This is a genomic window from Microbacterium rhizomatis (assembly GCF_008710745.1).
Classification (GTDB): Bacteria; Actinomycetota; Actinomycetes; order Actinomycetales; family Microbacteriaceae; genus Microbacterium; species Microbacterium rhizomatis.
This window is the reverse complement of sequence record NZ_VYSA01000001.1, coordinates 1735317-1761595: the sequence shown is the minus strand read 5'-3', so window position 1 is coordinate 1761595 and position 26279 is coordinate 1735317. Positions and strand designations below refer to the sequence as shown.

Sequence of the window (26279 nt, the reverse complement as noted above, 5' to 3'; positions counted from 1 at the left end):
GATGGCACAGCACCACAGCAGGAAGACGCGCCGCCTCATCGCGGTCGCGGCGGCGATCACGGCGAGCGGCCTCGCCCTGGCCGGTTGCGCAGGGGGAGGGGGCGGCGAGGCCTCTTCCTCGAACACCCTCAAGCTCTGGCACTACGAGGGCGCCGACAGCGCGATGGGCAAAGCCTGGGCCGAAGCGATCAACGTCTTCGAGAAAGAGACCGGCGCGAAGGTCGAGTTCGAGGAGAAGTCGTTCGAGCAGATCCAGAAGACGGCGAGCCAGGTGCTCGACACCGACGCCGCTCCCGACCTGATGGAGTTCAACAAGGGCAACGCGACCGCGGGCTTCCTCGCCAGCAGCGGCCTGATCACCGACATCTCCAGCGCGGTCGACGAGTACGGCTGGGCCGACAAGCTCGCGCCGTCGCTGCAGACCACAGCCAAGTACTCCGACACCGGTGTCATGGGCGGCGACAAGTGGTACGGCATCCCGAACTACGGCGAGTTCGTCGGCGTCTACTACAACAAGGACGCGTTCGCGGCAGCGGGGCTGCAGATCCCGACGACGTACGCGGAGTTCACCGCCGTGCTCGACGCCTTCGTCGCGAAGGGCATCACACCCCTCGCCGAGGCGGGCGCCGAGTACCCGCTGGGGCAGCTCTGGTACCAGCTCGCGCTCGCGGGCGGCGACCGCGACTTCGTCAACGACTACCAGCTCTACAAGAACCCGGTCGATTGGCAGGGCAAAGAGATCACGAGCGCGAGCACGACGCTGAAGGAGTACGTCGACAAGGGCTACATCGCCAAGGACGTGTCGTCCGTGAAGGCTGAGGATGCCGGTGTCTCGTTCATCAACGGCACGTCGCCGATCTTCGTCTCGGGCTCGTGGTGGTTCGGCCGGTTCGTCGAGCAGGCGACCGGATTCGACTGGACGCTCAAGGAGTTCCCCGGCGCCGACCTGTCGCTCGGTTCTTCGGGCAACCTGTGGGTCGTGCCGGAGAACGCGAAGAACAAGGACCTCGCATACAAGTTCATCGACATCACGATGCGTCCCGAGATCCAGGCCATCATCGGCAACAACGGCGGTGTTCCGGTCGCCGCCAACCCCTCGGACATCACCGACCCGAAGAGCGCCGAGCTCATCGACACGTTCAACGGGATCCTCGCCAAGGACGGCCTCTCGTTCTACCCCGACTGGCCGGCGCCCGGCTTCTACGACGTGATCGTGCAGCAGCTGCAGGGCCTGGTCACTGGCGTGCAGGACGTGCAGACCACGAACGCCAACCTCGGCAAGCAGTACGACGAGGGAACCGCCGAGTTCCGTTGATCCACCGGTGGGGGCGGTGCCCGCGAGGATGCCGCTCCCACCCTCCCCGTTCCGCCCGCCCCTGTCCTGGAGTGCGAATCATGTCCGTTGACACCCGCCCGACCCGCAAGGTCCGTGCGAAGCTTCCGCCGGAGCAGCCGTCGATCCCCCAGCGCAAGGGGGGAACGGGTGCGTACTGGGTCTACCTCCTGCCCGGTTTCGTGCTGCTCCTGGCGATCGTGATCGTGCCCCTCATCTGGAACGTCTACCTCACCTTCACGAAGTGGAAGGGCGTGGGAACGCCCGAGCTCGTCGGCCTGGAGAACTGGCAGAAGATCCTCACCGACGACGCGTTCTGGACGTCGTTCACGAACTCCATCTGGATGGTCGTGGCGATGGTGATCGTCCCGACGACCGTGGGGCTGCTCGTCGCGGCACTCCTCTTCGACGTGATCGGGCGCAAGTTCGGCGGCAAGGTCGGAAGCTTCCTCCGCGCGACCTACTACCTCCCGCAGATCCTCCCGATCGCGATCGCCGGCATCGTGATCGGCTGGATCGTGCGGCCCGGGGCGGACGGCGCCCTCAACCAGATCCTCGGGTTCTTCGGCGTCCCGCCGTTCGACTGGCTCGGGCAGATGCCCTCCGCGCTGATCGTGCTCATGGTCGTGCTCATCTGGGTGCAGATCGGCTATCCGGTCGTCATCTTCATGGCCGCCCTCCAGCGGGTCGACCCCGAACTCTACGAGGCGGCCGAGCTCGACGGCGCCAACTGGTTCCAGCGGTTCTCGGCGATCACGATGAGCATCATCCGCCCCGAGATCTTCGTCGTCACCCTCACCTGCACGATCGCCGCGCTCAAGGTCTTCGGGCCCGTGTACGTGATCACCCGGGGTGGCCCTGCCGGAGCGACGCAGGTGCCGGCGTACTACGCGTACACCGAGTTCTTCACCAAGCGGAACGTCGGGTACGGCGCCACCATCGCCACGGTCCTGACCATCGTCGTGATCATCGTCTCGATCGTCTTCATCCGCGTCCAGAACGCGGCCGAGCGCAAGGAAAGGGCGGGTCTGTGATGGCCGCCGGACTCGTCCTGGAAACCACTCCCGCCACCAGCGCCAAGAAGTCAGCGCCGACCCCCCGCGCGCGCGGGGGGATGACCAAGAAACGCGGGATCGACTGGCTGCTCCTCGCGCTCGTCATCGTCGGCGCGCTCGCGGTGCTCGCGCCCTTCTACCTGGTGCTCGTGAACTCCTTCAAATCGCCGGTCGACTACGCCAACTCCGGCCCGCTCGCGCTGCCGCAGTCGCTCGACTTCAGCGGGATCGTCGCGTTCTGGGAGCGCGTCAACTTCCCCGAGAAGGTCTGGAACTCCCTCTTCATCTCGGGAATCGTCGCGGTGCTCGCCGTGCTCATCTCGATGCTCAACGCGTTCGCGATCGGCATCGGCCGGGTCAGGGGCCGCGCCTGGATCGTGCTGCTGTTCCTGCTCGCGAACCTGCTGCCGCAGGAAGTGCTCCTCTACCCCCTGTACTACATGTTCAAGACGGTCCACCTCTACGACAACGTGTGGTCGGTCATCATCGTCTTCACCGTCATCCAGGCGGCGTTCGGCACCTACCTGCTGTCATCGGTGTACGGCACGTTCCCGAAGGAGATCCTGGAGGCGGCATCCATCGACGGTGCCACGCGCTGGCAGATCCTCTGGCGGGTCGTGTTCCCGATCAGCCGGCCCACCCTCTCGGTGCTGCTCATCTTCTTTTTCATCTGGACATGGAACGAGTTCCTGATCCCCCTGACGTTCCTGGCCTCCAACGCCAACCAGACGGTGCCGGTCGCGATCAGCGTCCTGCAGGGCGACCGCCTCATGGACGTCACCACGACGAGCGCATCGGCTCTGCTGGGCATCATCCCCACGCTCATCTTCTTCCTCATCTTCCAGCGCACGCTCACACGCGGCATCACGGCAGGAGCAGTCAAGTAATGAAGTTCACCGACGGGTATTGGCAGCTGCGTCCCGGAGTCACCGCGCTCTACGCGCAGGAGGCATACGACATCGCGCAGGCCGCCACCGTGGACGGCGCCGGCCTCGTGGTGACCGCCCCGACGGCAGTGATCCGAGGGCGCGGCGACACGCTCAATCGCCCCGTTCTCACCGTCACGCTGAGCTCACCGCTCGAGGGTGTGGTGCGCGTGCGGATCGCCCACCACGAGGGCGGCGGGTGGCACGGCGGGTTCGAGCTGCCTGGCGCGCTCGCAGGGGGTGCGGGGGCAGCATCCGTCACCGCCGACGGCGGCGCGCTCGAGACCGGACGCCTCACGGCGCGCGTATCGCCCGGTGCGCCGTGGTCGCTCTCGTTCGAGGTCGACGGGCAGCGCGTGACCGGGAGCGCACTGCGTTCGCAGGCGTTCGTCCGCCTGTCCGCGGATGCCGCGGCCGATCATGGCGTCGTCGGCAACGCTCGCGCCGACAGCGGGGTTCCCGACGAGCGCACGTTCGTGCACGAGCAGCTCGATCTCGGCGTCGGTGAGCTCATCTACGGGCTCGGCGAGCGCTTCGGCCCGGTGGTCAAGAACGGGCAGAGCGTCGACATCTGGAATGCCGACGGCGGAACCTCGAGCGAGCAGGCGTACAAGAACGTGCCGTTGCACCTCTCGAGCCGCGGTTACGGGGTGCTCGTCAACGACCCCGGCCACGTGTCGTACGAGATCGGCTCGGAAGCTGTCGAGCGCGTGCAGTTCTCGGTACCGGGCGAGGTCCTCGAGTACTTCGTGATCGCCGGACCCACCCCGAAGGACGTGCTGGAGCGCTACACCGCGCTCACCGGACGCCCGCCGGTCGTTCCCGCGTGGTCGTTCGGGCTGTGGCTCTCGACGAGCTTCACCACCGATTACGACGAGGCGACCGTCACGGGATTCATCGACGAGATGGCGCGGCGCGAGCTGCCCGTGTCCGTGTTCCACTTCGACTGCTTCTGGATGCGCGAATTCAACTGGTGCGACTTCGAATGGGACCCGCGGGTCTTCCCCGATCCCGACGGAATGCTCGCGCGTCTGCACGAGCGCGACCTGCGCGTGTCGGTGTGGATCAACCCGTACATCGCGCAGCGGTCGCCGCTGTTCGCCGAGGCGGCAGGCGCCGGCTATCTGGTGAAGCGCGCAGACGGCTCGGTCTGGCAGTGGGACCTGTGGCAGGCAGGCATGGGCCTCGTCGACTTCACGAATCCCGACGCGACGGCCTGGTTCCAGTCCAAGCTGCGCGCCCTGATCGACCAGGGGGTCGACTGCTTCAAGACCGATTTCGGCGAGCGCATCCCGACCGACGTCGTCTGGGCTGACAGCGCCGACCCCGCTCGCATGCACAACCTGTACGCGCAGCTCTACAACAAGGCCGTGCACGACGTGCTCGTCGAGGCCCGCGGGGAGGGCGAGGCGGTGCTGTTCGCGCGGTCGGCGACCGTGGGCGGCCAGAGCATGCCGGTGCACTGGGGCGGCGATTCCACCTCGACGTTCACCTCGATGGCCGAGACCCTGCGCGGCGGTCTCTCCCTCGCGATGAGCGGGTTCGCGCACTGGAGCCACGACATCGGCGGGTTCGAAGGAACCCCAGATGCCGCGGTCTTCAAGCGCTGGACGGCGTTCGGGCTGCTCGGTTCGCACAGTCGGTTCCACGGCTCGCAGTCCTACCGGGTGCCCTGGATGTTCGACGAGGAGGCTGTGGAGATCACGCGCATCTTCACGCACCTGAAGATGCGGCTCATGCCGTATCTGTTCGCCGCCGGCATGGAGGCCTCGAGATCGGGCGTGCCGATCCTGCGCCCGATGCCGCTCGAGTTCCCGGACGACCCCGCGGTCGGGTACCTCGACCGCCAGTACATGCTGGGCGCCGACATCCTCGTCGCACCGGTCTTCTCGGCCGAGGGGGATGTGGAGTTCTATCTGCCTGCGGGCACCTGGACCCACTTGCTCACCGGCGCTGTCGTCGAGGGCGGCGGATGGCGCCGAGAGCGCCACGGCTTCGACAGCCTCCCTCTCTATGTGCGGCCGGGCGCGGTGCTGCCGTGGGGCGGGCGGTCGGATCGCCCCGACTACGACTACCTCGAGGGTCTGCGGCTCCGGGTGTTCCCCGGTGGGTCGGGCACAGCATCCCTCACCGTGACGACGCCGGACGGGCGCTCGCAGACGTTCGAGGTCGACCGCGCGGCGGTCACGGAGTAGGCCATACGTGGGCCCCCCGACATCGGGAAGGACGCGTGGTGCAGAACGGGGCTCCTGTCTACCCGGGAGCGGCGTGGAGCCTCATCCATCCTCCGAGATGTTCGGGTGGCCCGGCGAAGCGGCGACGCGGCGGGGCGCGCGGAGCCGACACGCCGTGGCGGACGTACGCTGGAGGGCGTGGAACTGACCTTCACCAACGAGCCGGACGCTTCGCGCTACGCGCTGCGCCGCGGTGACGACCTCGTGAGCATCCTCGACTACCGCGACGACGGGCGCACCGTCGCGATGACCCGTGCGTACACCGTGCCGACCTTCCGCGGCCACGGCTATGCGGGTGAGATCACCGAGCGCGCCGTCGCCGAGCTGGAGGCACGCGGAGACCGCGAGATCATCCCGGTCTGCTGGTACGTCGCCGACTGGTTCGCCGCGCACCCTGAGCGCGCCGGCATTCTGCACCAGCGCCAGGCCCACTGACCCCACACCCCGGGGCGTCGCCCTACACTGACGTCGTGGACATCGAGGCGATCTTCGTCGGGGTCGCGATCGGCTTCGAGATGATCGGCGCGGTCGCGATGATCGTCGGCTTCGTCATCGCCCTCGTGCTGGGATATCGCGCGCTGCGACGCCGCGAGGGCGGCCGAGCCGCCTACGAGGTGCTGCGCAACACGCTCGGCGCCGGCATCCTGCTCGGACTGGAGGTGCTGGTCGCGGCGGACCTGATCCGCACGATCACGTCGAAGCCCTCGCTCGAGGACGCGGCGATCCTCGGCCTCATCGTCCTTATCCGGACCGTCCTGTCGATGTCGATCCAGATCGAGATCGACGGGGTCCTGCCGTGGCGCAAGGCGCTGCTGACCAGCGGCGGCCAGCTGCTCGGCGATGCGGTGGCACGGGATCGGGATGCGGCATCCCGTGCCCCGTCCGGCTCGACACCGGTCTGACGTCCCGCTCGACTCAGGAGGTGGGCGGAGCGCCCTGTCAACCCCTTGGGCTGGCGCCTCCCGCACGCGAACCTGGTTACAGAGAGAAGGTGCGCCATGAGCAACGAGCGTGATCTACCAGAGGGCGTCATCGACGCCGACCCGCCGGGTGGCTGGGAGAGTGAAGAGGCCGCCGACCGCGAAACCGCCGCAGCGAACGCGGATGCGATCGAGTCGGCGTCGCTGATCAGTTCCGGTCTTCCGCCGCTGACACCCGAAGGGTCTGACGCCACGGCGGATTCCGACGAATCGGACGGCTCGGTGGAGGATGCCGCCATGAGCGCGGGCGTCGACCCCGACCTCCGCACCGACGCCGACGTCGACGAGGCACCGTGACCGGGCAGGATGACGCGGCCGAGACGGTGCATCCCGATGCGGGCGTCGGCGGAGCAGTCGTGCAGGGAACCGATGCGGACACATCCTCTGCGGGCGTCGGGGAGCAGTCGGAACCGGCGATGGACCTCGATACGGTGACCGACCAGGAGCGGATCGACGGCATCCTCGCCCAGACGCGGGTGGACGTGGGCGACGAGGATGCCGCGCGCATCGCGGAGGTGCTCAGACAGCGATTCGAGGATGCCGGCATCCCGGCGTCCGCGGACGAGCTCGCGTCGTTCGCCGAAGGCCTGGTCGCGGGCTGAGCCGTCAGGCTCCTGCGAAGGTGATGATGCGGGCGGCGGCCGGCCCGGCGTCCCGGATCATCGTCTCGTGTCCGTGTCCGTCGATCTCGGCGAATTCGGGGTCAGCGAGCCTGCCGACGACGAAACGGCACCAAGAGCGCGGTGACACGTAATCGTGCGCACCGCGCAGCACGAGTGTCGGGGCGTGGATACGCGGATACGCGTCCTCGGGCCGGTGCACGAGCATCGCGCGGAGCTTGCGGCGCAGGTGCGGGCCCGCCCGCAGGTACTCCTTCGCCCCGATGGCGATCACGCGAGGGCTCTCCACCGCCAGATCCTGGGCGAGCCGGAGCAGCTGGCGCCATGCGCGGCGCTCGCGGATGTTCACCGTCGGCGCGATCAGCACGAGCCGGGCCACGAGCGCGGGGTGACGCGCGGCGAGTTCGGCGGCGACCTGTGTGCCCATCGAGTGCCCGACCACGACGACCGGCCCGATCGCACTCGAACGCAGGAAGGCCGCGACCAGGTCGGCGGTCCGTTCCATCGTGAGAGTCCGCACCGGCTCGGGCGCCGCGCCGTAGCCGGGCAGGTCCACGGCGACGATCCTGCCGTGACCGCTCAGGTGCGCCGCCAGGTCGCCGAACACGCTGCGTCCCATCCCGATGCCGTGGAGGAGGAGGAAGGCGGGGGAGCCGTCGCCGAACTCCTCGGCGATGAGGGTCGCTCCCCCGTGACCGAAAGGGGTGACGGACGCCTGGGTCCCCTCCGGCGCGGTGACGGGCGTCGGGTTTTCCACCGTGCGAGCGTACCTGTCGGTCGGCGAACGGCGCGCGTACCCTCGTACGCATGTGCCGGAACATCCACACCCTCCACAACTTCGAGCCCGCCGCGACGAACGACGAGATCCACGCGGCCGCCCTCCAGTACGTGCGCAAGATCGCGGGCACCACGAAGCCGTCGAAGGCGAATCAGGCCGCGTTCGACCACGCCGTCGCCGAGATCGCACATATCACGGGGCACCTGCTGCAGGATCTGGTCGCCGTCGCGCCGCCCAAGAACCGCGAAGAGGAGGCGGCCAAGGCGCGTGCTCGCGCCGAGGCATCCGGACGATACGCTCCGCGCGTCGCATGAACTGACGCGGGGTCGCGCCACCGTGGCCCCCGGCATCCGCTCTCGGCGAACCGCCCGGGCGCCTCAGCCGCGATGTCGGGCGTCGATCGTACGGTGTGAGCATGCGCATCCTGCACACCTCGGACTGGCACATCGGGCGGTCATTCCACGGCCACGCCACGCTCGATGCGCTGCGCGGCGTGCTCGCAGCGCTCGCCGCGCAGGTCCGTGACAACGACGTGGACGTCGTGGTCGTCGCGGGCGACGTGTTCGATTCGGCGACGCCTGCGGCCGCGTGCTTCCCCGTCCTGACCGAGGCCCTCCTCGCCCTCCGTGACGCCGGTGCGCAGGTCGTCGTCACCTCGGGCAACCACGACTCGAGCGCCCGGCTCGGTTTCCAGTCCGCGCTGCTACGCGAGGGCATCCACGTCGTAACCGACCCGGCGTCCGTAGGTACTCCGATCACGATCGAAGACGCCCACGGGCCTGTGCACTTCTATGGCATCCCGTACCTCGAGCCCACGATGGTCCGCTCGGTGTGGCCCGGTGTCGAGCTGCGCACGCACGCGCATGCCCTCACGCACGCGATGTCGCTCATCGGCGCCGACCGTGCGTCGCGCGAGGGGCGCTCCGTCGCCGTCGCACACTGCTTCGCCGCGGGCGTCGAGCCGACCCCGCAGCTCGAGCGCGACATTCAGCAGGGCGGCCTCGACGTCGTCCCGGTCTCGGTGTTCGAGGGCGTGGACTACACGGCCCTCGGCCACATCCACGGGCGCCAGCAGCTGGCCGAGGCCGTCCGCTACGCGGGTGCGCCGCTGCACTACAGCTTCGGCGAGGCCGACAAGCCGCGCGGGTCGTGGCTGGTCGAGCTGGATGCCGGGGGTCTCGCGTCGGCGCGCTGGCTCGAGCTCCCCGTACCGCGGCGCCTGGTCTCGCTGCGCGGCACGCTCGACGAGCTTCTGACCGACCCCGGCCACGAAGCCCATCGCGACGACTGGGTGTGCGCGATCCTCACCGATCCCACCCCGCAGATCGATCCCATGCGCAAGCTCCAGACGCGGTTCGCGTGGTGCGCGAACATCAAGCTCGACCCGCAGGGCGCCCCGGCGGGCGACCGCGCGAGCTATGCCGAGCGGGTGCGAGACGCCGCGAGCGACCCCGAACTGATCGAGCGGTTCCTCTCTCACGTCCGCGCGGGCCAGGGGCCGGACGATGACGAACGGGCCCTCATCGAGGAGGCCGTCGCAGAGGCGCGCGTGTCGGAGCTGACCGCATGAGGGCTTTGCGCGCACGAAGGCGGCGACCGTGAGGCTCCACCTGCTCGAGCTCGAGGGGTTCGGGCCGTTCCGGCGGCCGCAGACGGTCGACTTCGACGCGCTCGCCCGCGACGGCATCTTCCTCATCGGCGGCAAGACGGGCGCGGGCAAGTCCAGCATCCTGGACGCGGTCTGCTTCGCGCTGTACGGCGGGGTGCCGCGCTACGAAGAGGGCGAGAAGCGCATCCGGAGCGATCACTCCGCGCTCGATGAGCCCACGAGGGTGCGGCTCGAGTTCTCGAGCGGCGGCAGGCGCTGGCGCGTGGAGCGCGTCCCGACCTACGAGCGACTCAAGCGCAACGGGCGGGGGACGACGCTGACCCCGGCCGAGGCGCGACTGGAGGAATGGATCGACGACCGGTGGGTCGGGCGCGCGGCGCGCCCCGTCGACGTCGGCCACGAGCTCGGGCCGATCCTCGGACTCAATCAGCATCAGTTCCTGCAGGTGATCCTCCTCGCGCAGGGGAGGTTCGCGCAGTTCCTGCTCGCCCGCAACGACGAGCGGCAGACGCTTCTGCGCACCCTGTTCGATTCGAAGCGGTTCCGCGGGTACGAAGAGAGCCTCGAACGCCGCCGCAAGGCGACTCTGGACCGTCTGGCACTCGAGAATCGCACGTTGCTCGCCCAGCTCGAGAACGCCGAACGACTCGCACGCGTCGATGCCGGAGAACCGGGCCGGCAACACGGCGACCCCGAGAGCCTCGGCCTCGACGAGCGCGTCGAGCGGGTGCGTCAGGCGGGGCTGAAAGCCGCGCACCAGCGCGAGCTCAGCAGCGCACGAGAGGGCACGGCGCGGGCAGCGCATCTCGCGGCGGATGCCGCGCACGCCGGTCTGGTCGCGCAGCGGTCTGAGCAGATCGCCCGCAACGAGGCCCGTGCCGCCCTCTTCCGGCTCGACGAGCGCTCTGGCGAGATCACGGCGACCAGGGCGGTGCTCGCCGCGGCCGAGGAGGCCGAGCCCTTCCGGCCATTGATCGCCGCGCTCGATCGTGCCGACGCTGCCGCGCGCGAGGCCGCGGCGGCGCACGCCGATGTCTTGGCCCGATGGGTCGCGGCCGGCGAATCGGCGGAGGACGAGACGGCGGTCACGGTGCGCGCCGACGCGCTGATCGCGGATGTCGGTGCATGGAAAGCCGGGCAGGAGGCCGAAGACCGGCTCGGGCGACTCGCGAGCGACCGCGCGGCGACAGCATCCCTGATCGCCGCGGCTGACGACGAGATCGCCGCGATCCATGCCCGTCGCGCTGCCCTCCCCGCGCTGCTGGAGGGTGCGGCGGCGGCGATCGCGGCCGCACGTGTGCAGGCCGACGCCGAGCAGAATGCGACGGCGCGGCTCGACACCGCACGGCTGGTGCGCGCGGCGGCCGAGCGGGCAGAGCAGCGGCGAGCGGCGGTCGCCATCGCCGAGACGGCGGCTGCGGCCACCGGCCGTGCCCTCACGCGCGCCTCCGCGGCGCTCGACGACCTCAGGGACCGCCGGTTCCGTGACCACGCCGGCGAGCTGGCCGAGACCCTCGTCGACGGTGACCCGTGCCCCGTCTGCGGGGCGTGCGAGCACCCGGCTCCGACCGCGCGCTCCGGCGAGCCCGTCACCGACGACGACATCGCCGCCGCCGAAGCGCACAAGGCCGCCGCCGTCGATGCCGACGCCGCGGCGACGAACGACCTCCGCTCCGCACGGGATGCGGTGGCCGCCGCGGCGGCGCAGGCCGGGGGTCTCACGCCCGAGGCCGCGACGGCTGCGGTTGCCGCCGCCGAGGCGGAGCTGGCCGCGGCGGTGGCGGCTGCGGGCGAACACGCGCGGCTCCTCCACGAGAGGTCTGCCCTCGAGGCCGAGTCGGCGGCCCTTGAGAGCGCCCACCTCGATCTCACGACCGCCCGCGCGGAGGCTGCCGCCGCCCTCGCCGGCGTCGATCGGTCGATCGCCGAGGCGGAGCAGGCCGTGCGGTCGGCTCGAGGCGATCACGAGAGCGTCGCCGCACGGGTCGATGCTGCACAGCGGATCATCCGGCTCGCGCGTGAGCTGGCCGCAGCGACGGGCGCGGTGCGGGCACGCGGTGAGGCAGTCGAGTCGGCGGCGGCGGCGTGGGAGAAAGCACTCGGTGCGTCGCGATTCGACTCACGCGACGAGGTCCTCGATGCCCTCCGCGACGGCCGCGACCGCGAACTGCTCGACGCGACGGTGCGAGAGTACGACGCGCAGCGCGCCGGTGTGACTCAGAACCTGCTCGCCCTGGAGCTGCGGATGCTGCCGGAAGAACTCGTCGACATCGGGGCGTCCGACGCTGCGCTGGCCTCGGCATCCGACGCCTGGCGCGCCGCCGTCGCGTCGTCCGCCGAGGCGGCCGCGCTCGCGCAGCAACTCGACGAGGCCGTCGAGGCGACCGACATCGCGCACGAGGTGATCGCTGCGCTCACCGCCGAGGCGGGGGTGATCGAACGGCTCGCCAATTCCGTCGCGGGCCGTGCCCCCAACACCCGCAAGATGAATCTCGAGACCTTCGTGCTCGCGGCCGAGCTGGAAGAGATCGTCGCAGCGGCCAACGAACGCCTCGACGAGATGACTCAGGGGCGGTACCGGCTGCGGCACACCGATGCGAAGGCGGCGCGAGGAGCAGCATCCGGTCTCGGTATCGACGTCGTCGATGCCTTCACCGGTCAACCCAGGCCCGTGCAGTCACTCTCGGGGGGCGAGACCTTCCTCGCCTCGCTCGCCCTCGCCCTCGGCCTCGCCGAGGTGGTCACGGCTCGCGCCGGCGGGATCCGCCTCGACACCCTGTTCATCGACGAGGGCTTCGGCTCGCTCGACGCCGACACTCTGGACGTCGCGATGCGGACGCTCGACGAACTGCGCCAGGGTGGTCGCGTGGTCGGCGTGATCAGCCACGTCGAGGCGATGAAAGACCAGCTGCCCGCACAGCTGACGGTGCGCACGGGCCCGCACGGCGACAGCCTCATCGACCAGGACCTCAGCGTCACGGCTTGACCCCGCCACGGCCCCCCGTGTCTGGACGCGCGAGTAGCCTGGATCCGATGTCCGATGCGAAGCAGTCCACCGCCAGATCCGCAGCGCAGCCTCAGACCCTGACGATCGAGCTGAGTCCGGCCCGGCGGTGGCGGGCGTTCTGGGTCTGCGTCACGGTCGCGGCGATCACGATCCTCGACCTGTCGAAGGTGAACGTCGCACTGCCATCGATCGAGGCCGCCCTCGGTGCCCAGTCGACCGAGCTGCAGCTGATCGTCTCGGGCTACGTGCTCACCTTCGGGCTGTTCCTCGTGCCGATGGGTCGCCTCGGTGACCAGCGCTCGCGCCGCACGCTGTTCATCGTCGGCCTCTCGCTCTTCACTCTCGCGAGCCTCGTGTGCGCGATCGCGCCGACCACGACCGTTCTGCTGATCGCCCGCCTCGTGCAGGGTGTGGCCGCCGGCATCCAGATGCCGCAGGTGCTCGGGCTGATCCAGCAGCTCTTCCAGGGCAAGGAACGCGGTCGCGCGTTCGGGCTGTTCGGCGCGACGATCGGCGTCGCGACCGCATTCGGCCCCACACTCGGCGGCCTCGTGATCGCTCTGGGCGGCCCGACCGACGGATGGCGCTGGATATTCTGGATGAATCTGCCCCTCGGGCTCATCGCGATCGCGCTGGCCATCTGGGTGCTTCCGACCACACGCACGCGATCGCGTAAACCCCTCGAGCTCGACCCGGTCGGCGTGGGTCTGTTCGCCGTGACCGTGCTCGCTCTCATGTGGCCGTTCCTGTTCACCACCGGGTCGCCCGACGACAACCCGCAGCGCTGGTGGCTGCTGGTCGTGTTCGTGCTGTTCGCGGGAGCCTTCGTGGCGTGGGAGCGGCGGTACACGGCATCCGGTCGCAATCCGTTGATCCCGTTCTCGCTCTTCCGGGTCTCGTCGTATCGCAACGGAACCATCATCCAGTCTGCGTACTTCACCGCCCTCCCCTCGATGTTTCTGCTCACGACGCTGTACTTGCAGAGCGGGCTCGGAATCCCCCCGGTGTTCGCCGGCATGGTCACGATCGGGTTCGCCCTTTCGAGCGCCATCTCATCGTGGTACGGCGGCAACCTCGTGAGCCGATTCGGGCGGCCGATCGTCGTATGGGGCCTCGCGCTCGTCCTCCTGTGTGTCGCGGGCCTGACCATCGCGGCGCTGTATGCACCGGATGCGATCACCGCGTACGTCATGGCGGCTGTAATGGTGATCGGCGGGATCGGTGGGGGCCTCGTGATCGCGCCCAACCAGACGCTGACGCTCGCCGACATCCCGGTCAAGCAGGGCGGGCTCGCCGGATCAGTCGGCCAGCTCGGCCAGCGGATCGGCACGGCCGTGGGCACCGCCGTCGCGCTCGCGCTCTTCTATTCGACGATCTACCGCGAAGATCCCGGCAGCAGCTCGGATTCCGTCGTCTTCCACGACGCGTACGGTTTCGGCATGATCGCCGTGGCGCTGTTCGTGTCGATCGCGTTCGTGGTCGCGGTGGTGGACCTGTCGGCACGGCGCCGCAGCGCGCCGCGCGCGCAGGCTCGGGCGCGGACCTGACGGCCTGAGGAGGCGCCCGCGCAGGCGGGTTCGGCGATCAGACCCCGTAGTCGGCGCGGATGCGCGCCCACAGGTCGGCGCTGCATGCGGCGACGGTTGCCCGCCAGTCGGTGATGGCGTCATCCTGCGCGCGGTCCGACACCGACTTGAGCACGCGGATCGGGACGCCGAACTGCTGCGCGACCCACGCGTACGCATAGGTCTCCATGTCGACCAGCTTCGCGCCCAGCGGCAGGATCTTCTCCACCGCCTCCGCGTCGTCGACGAAGTGGTCGCCCGTCGCGATCGTGACGCCGTCGCGGTCGAGTTCGACCCGCATCGGCAGTGACACATGCTGGCCGACGACCCCGTCGATATCGGTGACATCGTGCTGGACGGCTGCATCGACGTCGTAGACGGATGCCTCGAGCCGCGCGTCGATCGCGCCCGCGGTGCCGACGACCACGATCTCGTCGTAGGTCCGCGCATCCAGCGCCCGCGTGAGCGCATAGGTCGCCTGAAGCTTCCCCGGACCCGTCACGAGCCTTTCGAAGCCGTCGATCTCGGAGGGGAAGGCGACGAGTTCGGCGTCGAGGGCTGCGACAAGAAGTTTCACCCGCCCATTGTCTCCCGCCGGCCGGGCTCAGCCGAAAAGGCCGGTCAGCCGTTCCCGTTGGAGCAGGTCTGTTGTCCAGCGGTCGTGCCCGTGATCGACGGGGGTAACACGATCGGCACGCCACCGGATGCATCGGTCGGCGCAGCCGACGCGGAAGCGTCGACAGGGGGCTCCCCGCGAGGAGAAACGACGTCGACACCGTCGCCTGGGCTCGGCTCGCCGCTCAGTTCGAGTGCCTTATTCTCGGCGAGTGCCCTCCAGAGTTCATCAGCGGCGCCCTCGTTCGGTACGACACGGTTCGGGTCGTCAGCGTCGGGGAGGGTCGGATATTGAACGAAGACGACCTGATCGAACGGAACGTTCTTCGCGGCGAGCGCGATCTGGATCAGCGTCGAGGGATTGGCAAGGTTCTGACTCGGGCTGATGTTATCCAGGCGGTCTTCGCGAGTCTGTACAGCGTAGGCATGTCCGAGAGGACTTCGGGGCTGGCGATCTTTCGGGCAAGTCGCGCGAAATACTGCTGCTGGTTCGAGATCCGTGCCAGATCGCCTCCGTCGCCGACGCCGTGACGCGTGCGCAGAAACGCGAGCGCTTGCGCCCCTCGTATGTTGGTTACGCCTGCGGGGAGGTGAAGTCCCGCTTGCGGATCGTTGATCCCGTTCTCAACGCAGACGTCGATTCCGCCGATGGCGTCTGTGATGTTGATGACGCCGCCCCAAGTGATCTTCGCGGCCATGTCGATGGACTCGCCACTGAGCGCTTCCACGGTCTTCACGACGCAAGAAACGCCGCCGTCCTGCAAGGTCGAATTGAGCATCTGCTTGCTCATGGCGGAGATATTCTCACCCGTGCGGTCGTTCGTGCAGGGAGGGATTGGAATCATCAGGTCTCGCGGGAACGAGATAACGGTGATTCGCCGGGGACCATTCGAGATGTGCGCAAGAATCGTGACGTCGTTGCGGGCCCCGCCGACGTCGGGATCCGAGCATCGATCCCCGAAGAGGTAGTCCCAATCCTTCTCGCATTCGTCCGAACCGATCAGAAGGACGTCGACGCCCCCCTCGATCGCTCCGATGTCGGGCGGTAGTGGCTTCTCGCCTACGAAGGCGATCTCATTGCGGGCGAAGCTCGCCGTGAGATCGTATGCTGCGTAGCCTGCGACGCCGAGCGTCGAGACGACGAGAACCGCCGCCGATACCGCCAAGAGCTTGAGCAGTTGCCGTCCAGGACCCGGACTCGGTAGCTGGCCGTGGCGGGCGAGTGGCCGGCGGACGGGGCGCGTCAACTTCATCTGTGAGTGCTCTTCATGTCAATCGATGTGAGGGGGGCGACGCTTTGCCTGAGGCGGCCGGGCGTGAACGGGATCTGCAGATGCTCACAGTCCAAAGGTGTAGCCGTGAGCGCAGTTTCCAGAAGTCGTCCTGCTCGGCCATCTCAGGTACGAGCGGCTTTGAGAGCCGTACACACCGTCGACGCCGATACCCTCGACTCTCTGCGCGTTCAGCAGTGCGTTGTATGTCGCGGGACCGAATTCCGAGTCCAGCGTGAGGCCGGCACAGCCACTCGCACCTCGGCCAGAGGACCGTCGTGCAACACGCTAGTCCGCCGTCGCCTCCGGGTGGGCGCGTACGGACCGCCCTGTGGATAACTCGCGACGGGGCTCAATCGAGCCGGTCTCCCGGTGGTGTGACCGGCGCGACGACAGACGACCCGCGGCCAGTGCCTGACGCGCCCGCCGGCTGGGCTCAGCCGAACAGGTCCTCGAGCTCGATCCCGACCCCGGCGTTGTCGGCGAGGGCCTGACGGGCGGCGTACCATCCCGGCATCCCCGTCACTCCGGGCCCCGGTGGCGTCGACGCCGAGGCGAGATAGACGCCGCGGAGAGGCGTGCGCCACGGCACCGGCGAGACCACGGGGCGCCGGATCGACTGCACGACCGAGAATGCCCCGCCGAAGATGTCGCCGCCGATGGATGCCGGATTGAACCGCGCACGCTCGGCCGCCGTCATCGCGGTACTGGCGAGGATGAGGTCGCGGAAGCCGGGCGCGAACCGCTCCACCTGCCGCGTGACGTGCTCGGTCGGGTCGAGCGTCGAGCCCGCAGGTACGTGCATGTACGCCCACAGCACGGCCTTCCCCGCAGGCGCCCTGGTGTCGTCGAGCACCGATGGCTGAGCTGCCAGCACATACGGTCGATCGGGCACGCGGCCGCTCGCGACCGCGGTCTCGGCCGCCTCGATCTCCGCGCGCGTACCGCCGAGGTGCACGGTCGGCGCGCGCGCGACGTCGGCATTCGCCCACGGGATCGGTCCGTCGAGCGCGAAGTCGACCTTCGCGGCTGCGGATCCGTAGCGATACGCGCGGATGCTGCGCGCATACCGTGCCGGAATTCCGGGGTGCGTCAGCAGAAGGCGAGGGGAGGTGTCGAGCAGGAGAAGGTCCCCTGCGTCCGGGTCGCCGTAGTCGAGTCCGGCGAGGGAGACGACCTCGACGCCCGTCTCGACCACACCGCCGTGCGCGCGCAGATCGGCGGTGAGGGCGTCGGCGATCGCTTGCGCTCCCCCTCGCGGATACGCCCACCCGGTGGCCGTGTGCGCGTGGGCGGCGAGGAACAGGCCGGAGGCGGCGGCCGCGAGCGACGGCAGCGCGGTGTTGCCATGCGCGAAGACGCCGGTCAGCAGCGCATCCGCCTCGGGGGTCGTGAACGTCCGGTGGCCGAGTCTGGTCCCGAGCTCGAGCATCCGCAGCGCGAAGCGCGTCGCAGTTACCGGATGCCGCGGCATCCGCAGCAGCTGAGAACCGGTGAAATCGACCAGACCGGTCATGTGGGTGCTCAGGGGCCGGACCACGGCGCGCCACGCGCGCGCATCGCGCCCCAGGGCGTCGGCGGTGCGTGCGAGATCGCGCCAGGCGATACCCGCACGGCCGTCGTCGAGCGGGTGCGCGTACGACACGTCCGGCACTATCCACTCGAGCCTCTCCCGCAGCCCGAACGCCTGGAAGAAGCGCGACGTGAGGGCAGCCGGATGCACGGCCGATCCGATGTCATGGCGGAACCCTGGGAGGGTGAGCTCAGCCGTGCGGACCGCGCCGCCGATACCGTCAGCCGCTTCGAGCACCCTGACGTCGTAGCCGGCCCGCGCGAGGGCGACCGCTGCGGTCAGGCCGTTCGGTCCGCTGCCGACGATCGTCGCCATCCTCGCCATGTCGCCCAGTCTGTCACCCGCGGGCTCGCCGCCCCGCGCTCCGCAGAAAGGGGAGCGCATGGGGAATCCGCCCCATGGCCTGGCCAGATCGCCGCCCATAAGGTGGAAAACGATCGGACGGGGGAGCGCATGTCGTTCGCAGGAATGGACATCGAGGCGACGCGGTCGCTGGGGTCGACGTTCGCGAAAGCGGCCGACGCGCTCGCCGCGGCCGAGACCCAGCTGAGCGGCGAACTCGCGCGCTCGCCGTGGCAGGGCCCCGACGCGTCGTCGTTCCGGTCGGATTGGAACGGACCCCATCGCGCGGCCCTGCGCCGCACCGCCGACAGCCTGCGGTCGATCGGTTCGCTCCTCCTGCGCCAGGCCGAACAGCAGCAGAATGCGTCCGAACGGGACGGAGGGGGGCTCCCCGCCGGCTTCGCAGCCGGCCAGGTCGGCGCGAGCCGCGGATACGGCGGTACCTCGTCGCACGCGACCGGTGGCGGCGACATCTTCAGTCAGCTGGCGCCGCTGCCACGCACCCTCACCGGGCTCGTGCCAGGCCTGCAGAACGCGGTCGGCAACCTCGCCGACCTCGCGATGCGCGTGCCGCTCGTCGAGGCCGCGATTTCGGCCGGGTTCGGGTTCGAGTACGTCAAGGGCCAGGATTTCTACACCACCAACCAGACCTCGATCCAGAGCCACCTCGGATTCATGGACGCGTTCGACAAGCTCGGCTTCGCCGGAGGGATGGACCTGGACGACAGCGTGACGCAGTTCGAGTACGGCGGCCAGGAGTACCGGCTCGAACTCTGGAAGGGCAATTACGGGGCAGGCGCGGCGTTCGGCGGCGAGATCGGGCTGTATGTGCGCGACCCCGACAAGGACGTCTGGGAGTCGCCGGGTCAGGCCATCCCAGGCTTCTATCCGGCCGCCGATCAGGACGAGCGGATCCATATGGTCCAGCAGATCTACGACGTCAACACGGGCGAGACCTACTTCACCAGCGACGGGCACGACACCATCGGCGGCGACCAGTACTGGAACGCGGCGATCCGGACGACCCCGGGCATCGACAAGGACGACCTCGGGCAGAGGGGAACCCTGTACGTCGACGACCCGGGCCTGCGCGATGCGATGGTCAGCGAGATGCGGCGCGAGGGCCTGGATGTGCGCGTCGACGTGCGCACCGGCGCGATCGACTACGACTGGCGGTAGTCCTTCGGCACATGCCGGCCGGTGAAACCCGATCGACCGGCGCGCGTCATCCGCACGCAACAGCGGGGGATCTACGCTGGAGCATGGCGCACATATCGAGCACAGGCACTGTCGTCGCGGTGGTCGGAGCGGCGTCGGGCGACGCGATGGCGACGCTCGACGGCATCCCGGGCATCGAGACCCTCTCTCTGCGCGGTACCGATCCTGCGGTGGCCGCGCACCGGATCGCGGCAGCCGGCGCACCGTGGATCGTCCACGACGCCGACCCGCTGGAGCATGTCGCGGCCGCGTGGGTCGAACTGTACGAAGAGCGCGCGACGCTCGGGACTCTCGAGCTGGAGGTCGAGACGACGCTCGCCCAGTTCGAGTCGGGCGATGCGATCATGCCCGACTACTACATCGTCCTCGATCCGGATCAGGCGCAGTCGACCTGGCGCCACTGGTGGTGCGGCGCGCTCGGGCATCGCGCTCCTCGCCGGGTGCTGCCCGCCCACGCCCCGGTGCGGCCGCACGACGCGGCGTTGCGCACCCTCCTGACGGCGCTGCCCTCTTCGCGGCCGTGGCCCGAACCGGCGTCGTGGCTGCCCGGCCTTCCCTTCGACATCCCCGATCGGGTCGGCCTGCACCGCGACCGCCCGCCCGCCTGAAATGCTCTCCGCGAGCCGGGTGCCGTTCCTCGTCCGGAGGGGCAGGATGGACCTGCGGCGCGGGCCGCGGACAGGAGTTGACGATGGAATCCGTACTGCTGGATGCGCCGCAAGGCATCACCGCCCGCCTGGGGTGGGACCCCAAGCTCACCGTCCATGATCGGCGGCGGATGCTCGCGAGAGAACTCGTCGCGGATCAGCGCGGCGTCGACGAGAAGACCGTTCTCGTCGAGCGCGAGGCACCGAATCAGTTCGGGCACCACACCCACCTGATCGCGATGGAGGGGACGGAGGAGCTGCCGATCCTGATCAGCACAGCGAGCTTCCGGACTGCCACGGTGGTCGCGATCTCCGATCCGTCGATCCCGGTCGGCCTCGACATCCGCGACATGCATCCCGACGATGCGACCCTGCACGAGATGACGCGTCACTCGCATCTGCTCGAAGGGTCGGACACGAATGCCCTGCTCGCGCACTGGACCAAGGTGCAGGCCGTGCGCGAGGCGGACGGCCGCGGGGTGCGTGTCAAGGCCGACTACGTGCGGCTCGATCCCGCCCGACACCGCGGGTGGGTGCCCGATCGCAGGGTGTACTACGAGATCGCCGACATGTCACGCGACGCATGGATCATCACGATCGCCTACGGCGCCTTTCCGCACTGATCCCGGGAGCTCGCCCTTACTCGGACATTTCGAAGGATGCCAGGGCCAGATGTGGGCCAGCGGCGCGCCGTAGGGGCAAATCCGGCTCGATCATCCTTCGAGATGTTCGCCGGTACCCGTACCCCGGGCCCGGATCAGGCCTCGAACGACTCGGGGAGTGCCGAGCGCAGCTCGGCGAGCCACACCTCGGCGTTGCCATCCGACGGCGCACGCCAGTCGCCGCGCGGTGACAGCGATCCGGCTGCCGAGACCTTGGGCCCGTTCGGGATCGCGGAGCGTTTGAACTGCGCGAACGCGAAGAAGCGGCGGAGGAACACCTCGAGCCATTTCGCGATCGTCGGCAGGTCGTACGCGTAGCGATCCTCCGCGGGGAAGCCGGGCGGCCAGGCGCCGGCATCCGCGTCTCGCCACGCGTGCGACGCGAGGAACGCGACCTTCGACGGCCGAAGTCCGTAGCGCACGACGTGGAACAGGGCGAAGTCGTGCAGGGCGTAGGGCCCGATCCGGTCTTCGGTGGACTGCATCTTGCCGTCCTGCCCCGCCGGGACGAGTTCGGGGCTGATCTCTGTGTCGAGCACGGACTGCAGCACGGCGGCGGCTGCGGCATCCACGCCTTGCCCTTCCGCGATCACCCAGCGGATCAGATGCTGGATCAGCGTCTTCGGCACGCCGGCGTTCACGGCGTAGTGGCTCATCTGGTCGCCCACGCCGTAGGTCGCCCAGCCGAGCGCGAGCTCGGAGAGGTCGGAGGTACCGACCACGATCCCGTTGTTCTGATTCGCCAGGCGGAAGAGGTAGTCGGTGCGCATCCCGGCCTGGACGTTCTCGAACGTGACGTCGTGGACGGGCTCGCCGTCGGCGAAGGGGTGGCCGATGCGGGTGAGCATCTCGGATGCCGCGGGCCGGATGTCGATCGTCTCGATCGAGGCACCCATCGCCTCGGCGAGGGCGATCGCGTTGGATTTCGTGTGCTCGGAGGTGGCGAAGCCGGGCATCGTGTAGGCGAGGATGTCGCTGCGCGGCCGTCCCATGCGATCCATCGCCCGCGCGATCACGAGCAGCGCGTGCGTGGAGTCGAGTCCGCCGCTCACTCCGATCACGGGCCGCGGGTCGCCGATCGCGCGCAGACGCTGGACGAGGCCCGAGACCTGGATGCTGAACGCTTCGTAGCAGTCCTGCGCGAGCCGCGCCGGGTCATCGGGCACGTAGGGGAAGCGGTCGAGCGCGCGTCGCAGGCCGATGTCGCCGGTGGGCGGATCGAGCCGGAAGTGCACGGTGCGGAAATGCGGATCGTGCGTGCGGCGGTTGTCGTCGAACGTGCCCTGGCGGAGGCGGTCCTGGCGGAGGCGATCCAGGTCGACGTCCGCGACGCTGCGCCGAGGGCCGTCCGGAAACCTCTCCGTCTCGGCGAGCAGCAGCCCGCCCTCGTAGATCATGGTCTGGCCGTCCCACGACAGATCGTTGGTCGACTCGCCTGTGCCGGCCGCCGCGTAGGCGTAGGCGGCGAGACAGCGCAGCGACTGCGACTGGCACAGGTCTTTGCGGTCTTCGGCGCGGCCGATCGTGATCGGGCTGCCCGACAGGTTCAGCAGCACGGTCGCGCCGGCCAGCGCCGCGGGTGAGGACGGGGGGATCGGCACCCAGACGTCCTCGCACACTTCGGCATGCACGACCAAGCCGGGCACGTCGAGGGCCTCGAACAGCAGGTCGGTGCCGAACGGCGCTTCGAGTTCTCCGACTCGGATGTCACCGCCGCGCTGGTCATCGCCCGAGGCGTACCAGCGGCGCTCGTAGAACTCGCGGTACGTCGGAAGGTACGACTTGGGGACGACGCCCAGCAGCTCTCCGCGGTGGATCACGACGGCACTGTTGTAGAGGCGGTTGCGGTGGCGAAGCGGCGCGCCGATGACGAGCATCGGGAACAGCTCCTCGGATGCCTCGACCAGCCGCATGATCGCCGCCTCGACGGCGTCGAGCACGGCATCCTGCAGGACGAGATCGTCGATCGCGTAGCCGGTGAGGCACAGCTCGGGGAAGACGGCGACCGAGACGGCATCCGCATCGCACTCCCGCGCGGCGGCCAGCACGGCCTCGCCGTTGCGCGCGGGGTCGGCGATCGCGACGGGGATCGTGCATGCCGCGATCCGCGCGAACCCGTGGCGGTACGCGCTTTCGAAGCTGAGGCTCATGCCCCCAGTCTGGCACCACCACTCGAACCCGATGTCGGGCGCGGCGGCTATCGTCGTCGAGACGGAAGGGATCCATGCGATACATCGAGGACGAAGGGCGCATCGTCTGGAGTGCGAGCGACCTCAAGGCCGCCGCAGAGTGCGAGTTCGCCTGGCTGCGCGCGATCGACGCGCGGCTCGGTCGGGTCGCACCGGTGGACGAGCCGGAAGACCTCACGCTCGCACGCGCGGGCACCCTCGGGATCGCCCACGAACATCGCGTGCTCGCGGCGTACCGCGAGAGGTTCGGCGAGGGGGTCGTCGAGATTCCCGAGGCCCGGTCTTCGGATGCTGCGGCTCTCGCCGACGCCGTCGCCCTGACGATCGCCGCGCTCGAGTCCGACGCCGATGTGATCTACCAGGCGACGTTCGCGACCCCCGACTTCGTCGGTTTCGCCGACTTCCTCACCCGTGACGAAGAGGGGCGGTGGATCGTGCAGGACAGCAAGCTCGCCCGCCACGCGCGCGTGACGGCGCTCATGCAGCTCGCGGCATATGCCGATCAGCTCGATCGTCTCGGCGTGCCGCGGTCCGAGCGCGTCGAACTGCTTCTCGGTGACGGAACCGTGAGCGCGCACGCCGCCGACGACCTGCTTCCGGTGTTCGAGCTTCGGCGCGAGCGGCTCCGCGCCCTCGTCGCGGACCGCAGGCTCGATCTCGGTCCCGGGGGCGACGCGATCCCATGGGGCGACGAGCGCGGAGACCTCGGCGTGATCGCGTGCGGGCGCTGCGCGACGTGCGACGGGGAGGTCGTGGCATCCCGTGATCTCCTGCTCGTCGCGGGCATGCGGCCCGTCCAGCGCGAGCGGCTGCGCACCGCGGGCATCTTCACGCTCGACGACCTCGCCGACGCGGTCGAGCCCGCGCCCGGCATGAACCCGGACGTCTTCGCGATGCTCCGAACACAGGCGCGGCTGCAGCGCGAGAGCCCGGCAGGCATCCCGCCCCTGATCCCGCCGCCGGTGTCGCCGCTCGCCGCGGAGGCCGAGTCTGCCGCGCCCGCGGGCGCGCCGCCAGTCCCGACGTACGAGGTCGTCGCGCCGACCGCTCTGGGGGCGCTCCCGCTGCCCGACGCGGGCGACATCTTCTTCGACTTCGAGGGCGACCCGCTCTACACCGAGGGCGATGCGACGTCGTGGGGCATCGACTACCTCTTCGGCTGGGTCGACGTGCGCGAGCAGTACAGCGCGCTGTGGGCGCACTCCTTCGCCGACGAGCGCATCGCGCTCGAGACGTTCCTCGACACCGTGAATCTCTTGCGGCAGCAGCATCCGGGAATGCACATCTACCACTACGCGCCGTACGAGACCGCGCATCTGCTGGCCATGGCCGCGCGGCACGGCGTCCGCGAGGGCGACGTCGATCGGCTGTTGCGCGACGGCGTCTTCGTGGACCTCTACCCGATCGTGCGCCGCGCGCTGCGCGTCGGGTCGCGCTCGTACTCGATCAAGAAGCTCGAACCTCTGTACATGGGCGCCGAGGTGCGCACGAGTGACGTGCAGAAGGGCGACGACTCGATCGTCCGCTACGTCGAGGCGCGTGCGCTCGGCGACGACGGGCGGACGACCGAGGCGCAGGAGATCCTCGACGATCTGGCCGACTACAACCGCTACGACTGCGTCTCGACGCGACGTCTGCGCAACTGGCTCGTCGCCCGGGCCCGCGAGGCCGGGCTGCGTCCGTCGCCGGATTCGGAACCGGGTGAGAACTCGTACGAGCCCTCTCCCCGGTCCGTGGAGCTGAATCGCCTCGCGGCCCAGCATCCCGCCGACTCCGCCGAGGATCGCGCTCTCCGGCTGGGCGCGGCGGCGATCGACTACTACCCGCGTGAGGCCAAGACGTTCTGGGCCACGCACTTCCTGCGCCTGCGCGAACCGGTGTCGGTGTGGGAAGACTCCCGTGACGTCGTCGTGCTCAACGCCGCGCTCTGCCGGGTCGTCGAGGACTGGCACCGCGAAGAGGGCCAGCGCACCGACCGGCGTCGCATCGAACTCCGCGGCGAGTTCGCGCCCGGTACCCGGCTGACGGTGGGCTCCGAACCCTCTCTCATCTACGACCTGCCGGCACCGTTCCCGTTCACCCCGTCGCCACGGTGGATCCACGCGGACCATCGCGCCAAGGTCATCGAGCTCCTCGACGACGGGGCGATCGTCGAGGAGTTCGCGGTGCAGGACGTGACCTGGGCCGAGCTCCCGATCGCGATCACGCCGCCCTCACCGCCCTCGGCGGGCAACCAGCAGAAGGCGATCGATGCCTGGGCGGACGCGGTGGCCGCCGCGGCTCCGGTGCTTCCGGCCGATCCCGCGACCGACATCCTGCTCCGGCATCCGCCCCGCACGTTCTCGGGCGCCCTCGCCTCTGCAGCTCCCGGAGGCGAGGTCGATGCGATCGTGCGCAGCCTCCTCGACCTCGACCGCAGCTACCTCGCGGTGCAGGGCCCACCCGGCACGGGCAAGACATACGTCGGCTCGCATGTGATCGCCCGACTCGTCGCCGAGCGCGGATTCAAGGTCGGCGTCGTGGCGCAGTCGCATGCCGTCGTCGAGAACATGCTCGCCCGGGTCGTCGAGGCGGGCGTGCCGGCGGCCCAGGTGGGGAAGGCGCCGAAAGACGCCGCGGCGACCGACCTTCCGTTCACGCCGCTCCCGAAGAACGGTCTGGCGGCATTCACGCAGGAGAACTCCGCCGTCGGGTTCGTCGTCGGCGGGACCGCTTGGGACTTCAGCCATGAGGGGCGCGTGCCGCGCGGCTCGCTCGACCTGCTCGTGATCGACGAGGCGGGGCAGTTCTCGCTCGCCTCCACGATCGCCGTCTCGCTCGCATCGTCGCGCCTGCTGCTGCTCGGCGACCCGCAGCAGCTCCCTCAGGTCAGCCAGGGCACCCACCCCGAACCGGTCGACACATCGGCGCTCGGGTGGGCCATGGACGGTGCCGACGTCATTCCCCGCGAGATGGGCTACTTCCTGGCGCGCACGTGGCGCATGCACCCCCGCGTGGCCGAGCCGGTCTCGCGCCTGTCGTACGCGGGTGAGCTCGCGTCGCACCCGTCGACCGAGCTGCGCACGCTCGAGGGCATCAAACCGGGTCTTCGCACGGTCGCGGTGCGCCACCACGGCAACGCGACCCAGTCGCCCGAAGAGGCCGACCAGGTGGTGCGGATCGTCCGCGAACTGCTCGGGCGACGGTGGACGGATGCCGTGACCACCGATGCCGGCGCACGCGTCGTGCCTCCGCGCCCTCTCGACGAGGCCGACATCATCGTCGTCACCCCCTACAACGCGCAGCAGGTCGTGGTCGAAGAAGCACTGGCCCGTGCGGGGCTGCATCGCGTTCCCGTCGGCACGGTCGATCGCTTCCAGGGGCAGGAGGCGGTGGTGGCGATCGTCACCCTCGCAGCATCCGCCGGGCGCGATGCTCCGCGCGGCTTGGAGTTCCTGCTGCTGCGCAATCGGCTCAACGTCGCGATCTCGCGAGCCAAGCACGCTGCGTACCTCGTGTACTCGCCGGGGCTGCTCGACGACCTGCCGCGTACCCCAGAGGGCGTGGCACGGCTCAGCGGGTTCGCCCGTCTCGTCTCGGCGCCGCAGGCGCGGAGCAGGCGCGAGAGCACGGTGCTCACGGGCGCCGCATAGACTGGCGCCGACGAGGGGAGGCC

The 26279-nt window shown here is 69.6% G+C and carries 21 protein-coding genes; 16 read left to right on the top strand and 5 right to left on the bottom strand.

From position 1 onward, the window contains the following. The first annotated feature begins 1 nt into the window (after position 1). The 8 genes from F6B43_RS08165 (at position 2) to F6B43_RS08130 (ending at position 7130) form a co-directional block, all read left to right on the top strand. Positions 2–1315 carry an ABC transporter substrate-binding protein gene (locus F6B43_RS08165; protein WP_150448293.1) on the top strand — a complete coding sequence of 438 codons (1314 nt, stop codon included), beginning with the start codon at positions 2–4 and terminating at the stop codon, positions 1313–1315. Positions 1316–1395: 80 nt separating this feature from the next. Then, on the top strand, positions 1396–2367 hold the full coding sequence (locus tag F6B43_RS08160; protein WP_150448292.1) for a carbohydrate ABC transporter permease: 972 nt from the start codon (positions 1396–1398) through the stop codon (positions 2365–2367). Continuing rightward, on the top strand, positions 2367–3275 hold the full coding sequence (locus tag F6B43_RS08155) for a carbohydrate ABC transporter permease (protein WP_211368061.1): 909 nt from the start codon (positions 2367–2369) through the stop codon (positions 3273–3275). The genes F6B43_RS08160 and F6B43_RS08155 overlap by 1 nt, the downstream gene beginning before the upstream one ends. Further along, positions 3275–5509 carry an alpha-xylosidase gene (gene yicI, locus F6B43_RS08150; RefSeq protein ID WP_150448291.1) on the top strand — a complete coding sequence of 745 codons (2235 nt, stop codon included), beginning with the start codon at positions 3275–3277 and terminating at the stop codon, positions 5507–5509. The genes F6B43_RS08155 and yicI overlap by 1 nt, the downstream gene beginning before the upstream one ends. A gap of 177 nt (positions 5510–5686) precedes the next feature. After that, positions 5687–5983: a GNAT family N-acetyltransferase gene (locus F6B43_RS08145; protein WP_150448290.1), complete on the top strand. Its 297-nt coding sequence runs from the start codon at positions 5687–5689 to the stop codon at positions 5981–5983. A 35-nt stretch (positions 5984–6018) separates the two neighbouring features. Continuing rightward, positions 6019–6450 (top strand): DUF1622 domain-containing protein, encoded by a 432-nt coding sequence (locus F6B43_RS08140; protein ID WP_150448289.1) that lies wholly within the window; start codon positions 6019–6021, stop codon positions 6448–6450. A gap of 96 nt (positions 6451–6546) precedes the next feature. Further along, positions 6547–6825: a hypothetical protein gene (locus F6B43_RS08135; RefSeq protein ID WP_150448288.1), complete on the top strand. Its 279-nt coding sequence runs from the start codon at positions 6547–6549 to the stop codon at positions 6823–6825. Continuing rightward, on the top strand, positions 6822–7130 hold the full coding sequence (locus F6B43_RS08130) for a hypothetical protein (RefSeq protein WP_150448287.1): 309 nt from the start codon (positions 6822–6824) through the stop codon (positions 7128–7130). Before F6B43_RS08135 ends, F6B43_RS08130 begins: the two co-directional genes overlap by 4 nt. Before the next feature lie 4 nt (positions 7131–7134). Here the strand turns inward: F6B43_RS08130 and F6B43_RS08125 are convergent, their stop codons facing one another. Then, positions 7135–7905, bottom strand: coding sequence for an alpha/beta fold hydrolase (locus tag F6B43_RS08125; RefSeq protein WP_150448286.1), 771 nt, complete (start codon positions 7903–7905; stop codon positions 7135–7137). 50 nt (positions 7906–7955) lie between these two features. On the opposite strand from F6B43_RS08125, the gene F6B43_RS08120 reads away from it, so the two are divergent. The 4 genes from F6B43_RS08120 to F6B43_RS08105 all read left to right on the top strand — a co-directional run bounded on the left by F6B43_RS08120 (position 7956) and on the right by F6B43_RS08105 (position 14089). Further along, complete coding sequence (locus F6B43_RS08120) at positions 7956–8240, top strand: DUF2277 domain-containing protein (RefSeq protein WP_150448285.1); 285 nt, start codon at positions 7956–7958, stop codon at positions 8238–8240. 101 nt (positions 8241–8341) lie between these two features. After that, positions 8342–9496, top strand: coding sequence for an exonuclease SbcCD subunit D (locus F6B43_RS08115; RefSeq protein WP_150448284.1), 1155 nt, complete (start codon positions 8342–8344; stop codon positions 9494–9496). A 28-nt stretch (positions 9497–9524) separates the two neighbouring features. Beyond that, positions 9525–12521 carry an AAA family ATPase gene (locus F6B43_RS08110; RefSeq protein ID WP_150448283.1) on the top strand — a complete coding sequence of 999 codons (2997 nt, stop codon included), beginning with the start codon at positions 9525–9527 and terminating at the stop codon, positions 12519–12521. A 47-nt stretch (positions 12522–12568) separates the two neighbouring features. Further along, positions 12569–14089 carry an MFS transporter gene (locus tag F6B43_RS08105; protein WP_150448282.1) on the top strand — a complete coding sequence of 507 codons (1521 nt, stop codon included), beginning with the start codon at positions 12569–12571 and terminating at the stop codon, positions 14087–14089. Positions 14090–14126: 37 nt separating this feature from the next. On the opposite strand, the gene F6B43_RS08100 is transcribed toward F6B43_RS08105, so the two are convergent. The 3 genes from F6B43_RS08100 to F6B43_RS08090 all read right to left on the bottom strand — a co-directional run bounded on the left by F6B43_RS08100 (position 14127) and on the right by F6B43_RS08090 (position 17890). Then, complete coding sequence (locus F6B43_RS08100; RefSeq protein WP_150448281.1) at positions 14127–14684, bottom strand: phosphorylase family protein; 558 nt, start codon at positions 14682–14684, stop codon at positions 14127–14129. A gap of 385 nt (positions 14685–15069) precedes the next feature. Next, entirely contained in the window at positions 15070–15975 is a 906-nt protein-coding gene (locus tag F6B43_RS08095; RefSeq protein WP_246159849.1) for an LCP family protein, read from the bottom strand. 454 nt (positions 15976–16429) lie between these two features. After that, positions 16430–17890: a phytoene desaturase family protein gene (locus F6B43_RS08090; RefSeq protein WP_150448513.1), complete on the bottom strand. Its 1461-nt coding sequence runs from the start codon at positions 17888–17890 to the stop codon at positions 16430–16432. 129 nt (positions 17891–18019) lie between these two features. On the opposite strand from F6B43_RS08090, the gene F6B43_RS08085 reads away from it, so the two are divergent. From F6B43_RS08085 to F6B43_RS08075, 3 genes are all read left to right on the top strand, one after another. Continuing rightward, positions 18020–19087 (top strand): DUF4474 domain-containing protein, encoded by a 1068-nt coding sequence (locus tag F6B43_RS08085; protein WP_150448280.1) that lies wholly within the window; start codon positions 18020–18022, stop codon positions 19085–19087. Between the two features lie 83 nt (positions 19088–19170). Then, on the top strand, positions 19171–19734 hold the full coding sequence (locus F6B43_RS08080; protein ID WP_150448279.1) for a hypothetical protein: 564 nt from the start codon (positions 19171–19173) through the stop codon (positions 19732–19734). 83 nt (positions 19735–19817) lie between these two features. After that, positions 19818–20396 carry a hypothetical protein gene (locus F6B43_RS08075; RefSeq protein WP_211368059.1) on the top strand — a complete coding sequence of 193 codons (579 nt, stop codon included), beginning with the start codon at positions 19818–19820 and terminating at the stop codon, positions 20394–20396. Between the two features lie 134 nt (positions 20397–20530). On the opposite strand, the gene F6B43_RS08070 is transcribed toward F6B43_RS08075, so the two are convergent. After that, the gene (locus F6B43_RS08070) at positions 20531–22585 is read right to left on the bottom strand and encodes an NAD(+) synthase (protein ID WP_150448277.1); all 2055 of its coding nucleotides are present in this window, start codon (positions 22583–22585) and stop codon (positions 20531–20533) included. A gap of 74 nt (positions 22586–22659) precedes the next feature. Here F6B43_RS08070 and F6B43_RS08065 point away from each other — a divergent pair, with 74 nt between their 5' ends. Continuing rightward, positions 22660–26256: a TM0106 family RecB-like putative nuclease gene (locus F6B43_RS08065; RefSeq protein WP_150448276.1), complete on the top strand. Its 3597-nt coding sequence runs from the start codon at positions 22660–22662 to the stop codon at positions 26254–26256. The last annotated feature ends 23 nt before the right edge of the window (positions 26257–26279 follow it).

Coding starts and splice junctions, on each gene's coding strand:
- F6B43_RS08165 (WP_150448293.1), top strand. CDS start 2: ATGGCACAGCACCACAGCAGGAAGACGCGCCGCCTCATCGCGGTCGCG.
- F6B43_RS08120 (WP_150448285.1), top strand. CDS start 7,956: ATGTGCCGGAACATCCACACCCTCCACAACTTCGAGCCCGCCGCGACG.
- F6B43_RS08105 (WP_150448282.1), top strand. CDS start 12,569: ATGTCCGATGCGAAGCAGTCCACCGCCAGATCCGCAGCGCAGCCTCAG.
- F6B43_RS08115 (WP_150448284.1), top strand. CDS start 8,342: ATGCGCATCCTGCACACCTCGGACTGGCACATCGGGCGGTCATTCCAC.
- F6B43_RS08135 (WP_150448288.1), top strand. CDS start 6,547: ATGAGCAACGAGCGTGATCTACCAGAGGGCGTCATCGACGCCGACCCG.
- F6B43_RS08085 (WP_150448280.1), top strand. CDS start 18,020: ATGTCGTTCGCAGGAATGGACATCGAGGCGACGCGGTCGCTGGGGTCG.
- F6B43_RS08075 (WP_211368059.1), top strand. CDS start 19,818: ATGGAATCCGTACTGCTGGATGCGCCGCAAGGCATCACCGCCCGCCTG.
- F6B43_RS08095 (WP_246159849.1), bottom strand. CDS start 15,975: ATGAAGTTGACGCGCCCCGTCCGCCGGCCACTCGCCCGCCACGGCCAG.
- F6B43_RS08070 (WP_150448277.1), bottom strand. CDS start 22,585: ATGAGCCTCAGCTTCGAAAGCGCGTACCGCCACGGGTTCGCGCGGATC.
- F6B43_RS08080 (WP_150448279.1), top strand. CDS start 19,171: ATGGCGCACATATCGAGCACAGGCACTGTCGTCGCGGTGGTCGGAGCG.
- F6B43_RS08090 (WP_150448513.1), bottom strand. CDS start 17,890: ATGGCGAGGATGGCGACGATCGTCGGCAGCGGACCGAACGGCCTGACC.
- F6B43_RS08065 (WP_150448276.1), top strand. CDS start 22,660: ATGCGATACATCGAGGACGAAGGGCGCATCGTCTGGAGTGCGAGCGAC.
- F6B43_RS08160 (WP_150448292.1), top strand. CDS start 1,396: ATGTCCGTTGACACCCGCCCGACCCGCAAGGTCCGTGCGAAGCTTCCG.
- yicI (WP_150448291.1), top strand. CDS start 3,275: ATGAAGTTCACCGACGGGTATTGGCAGCTGCGTCCCGGAGTCACCGCG.
- F6B43_RS08155 (WP_211368061.1), top strand. CDS start 2,367: ATGGCCGCCGGACTCGTCCTGGAAACCACTCCCGCCACCAGCGCCAAG.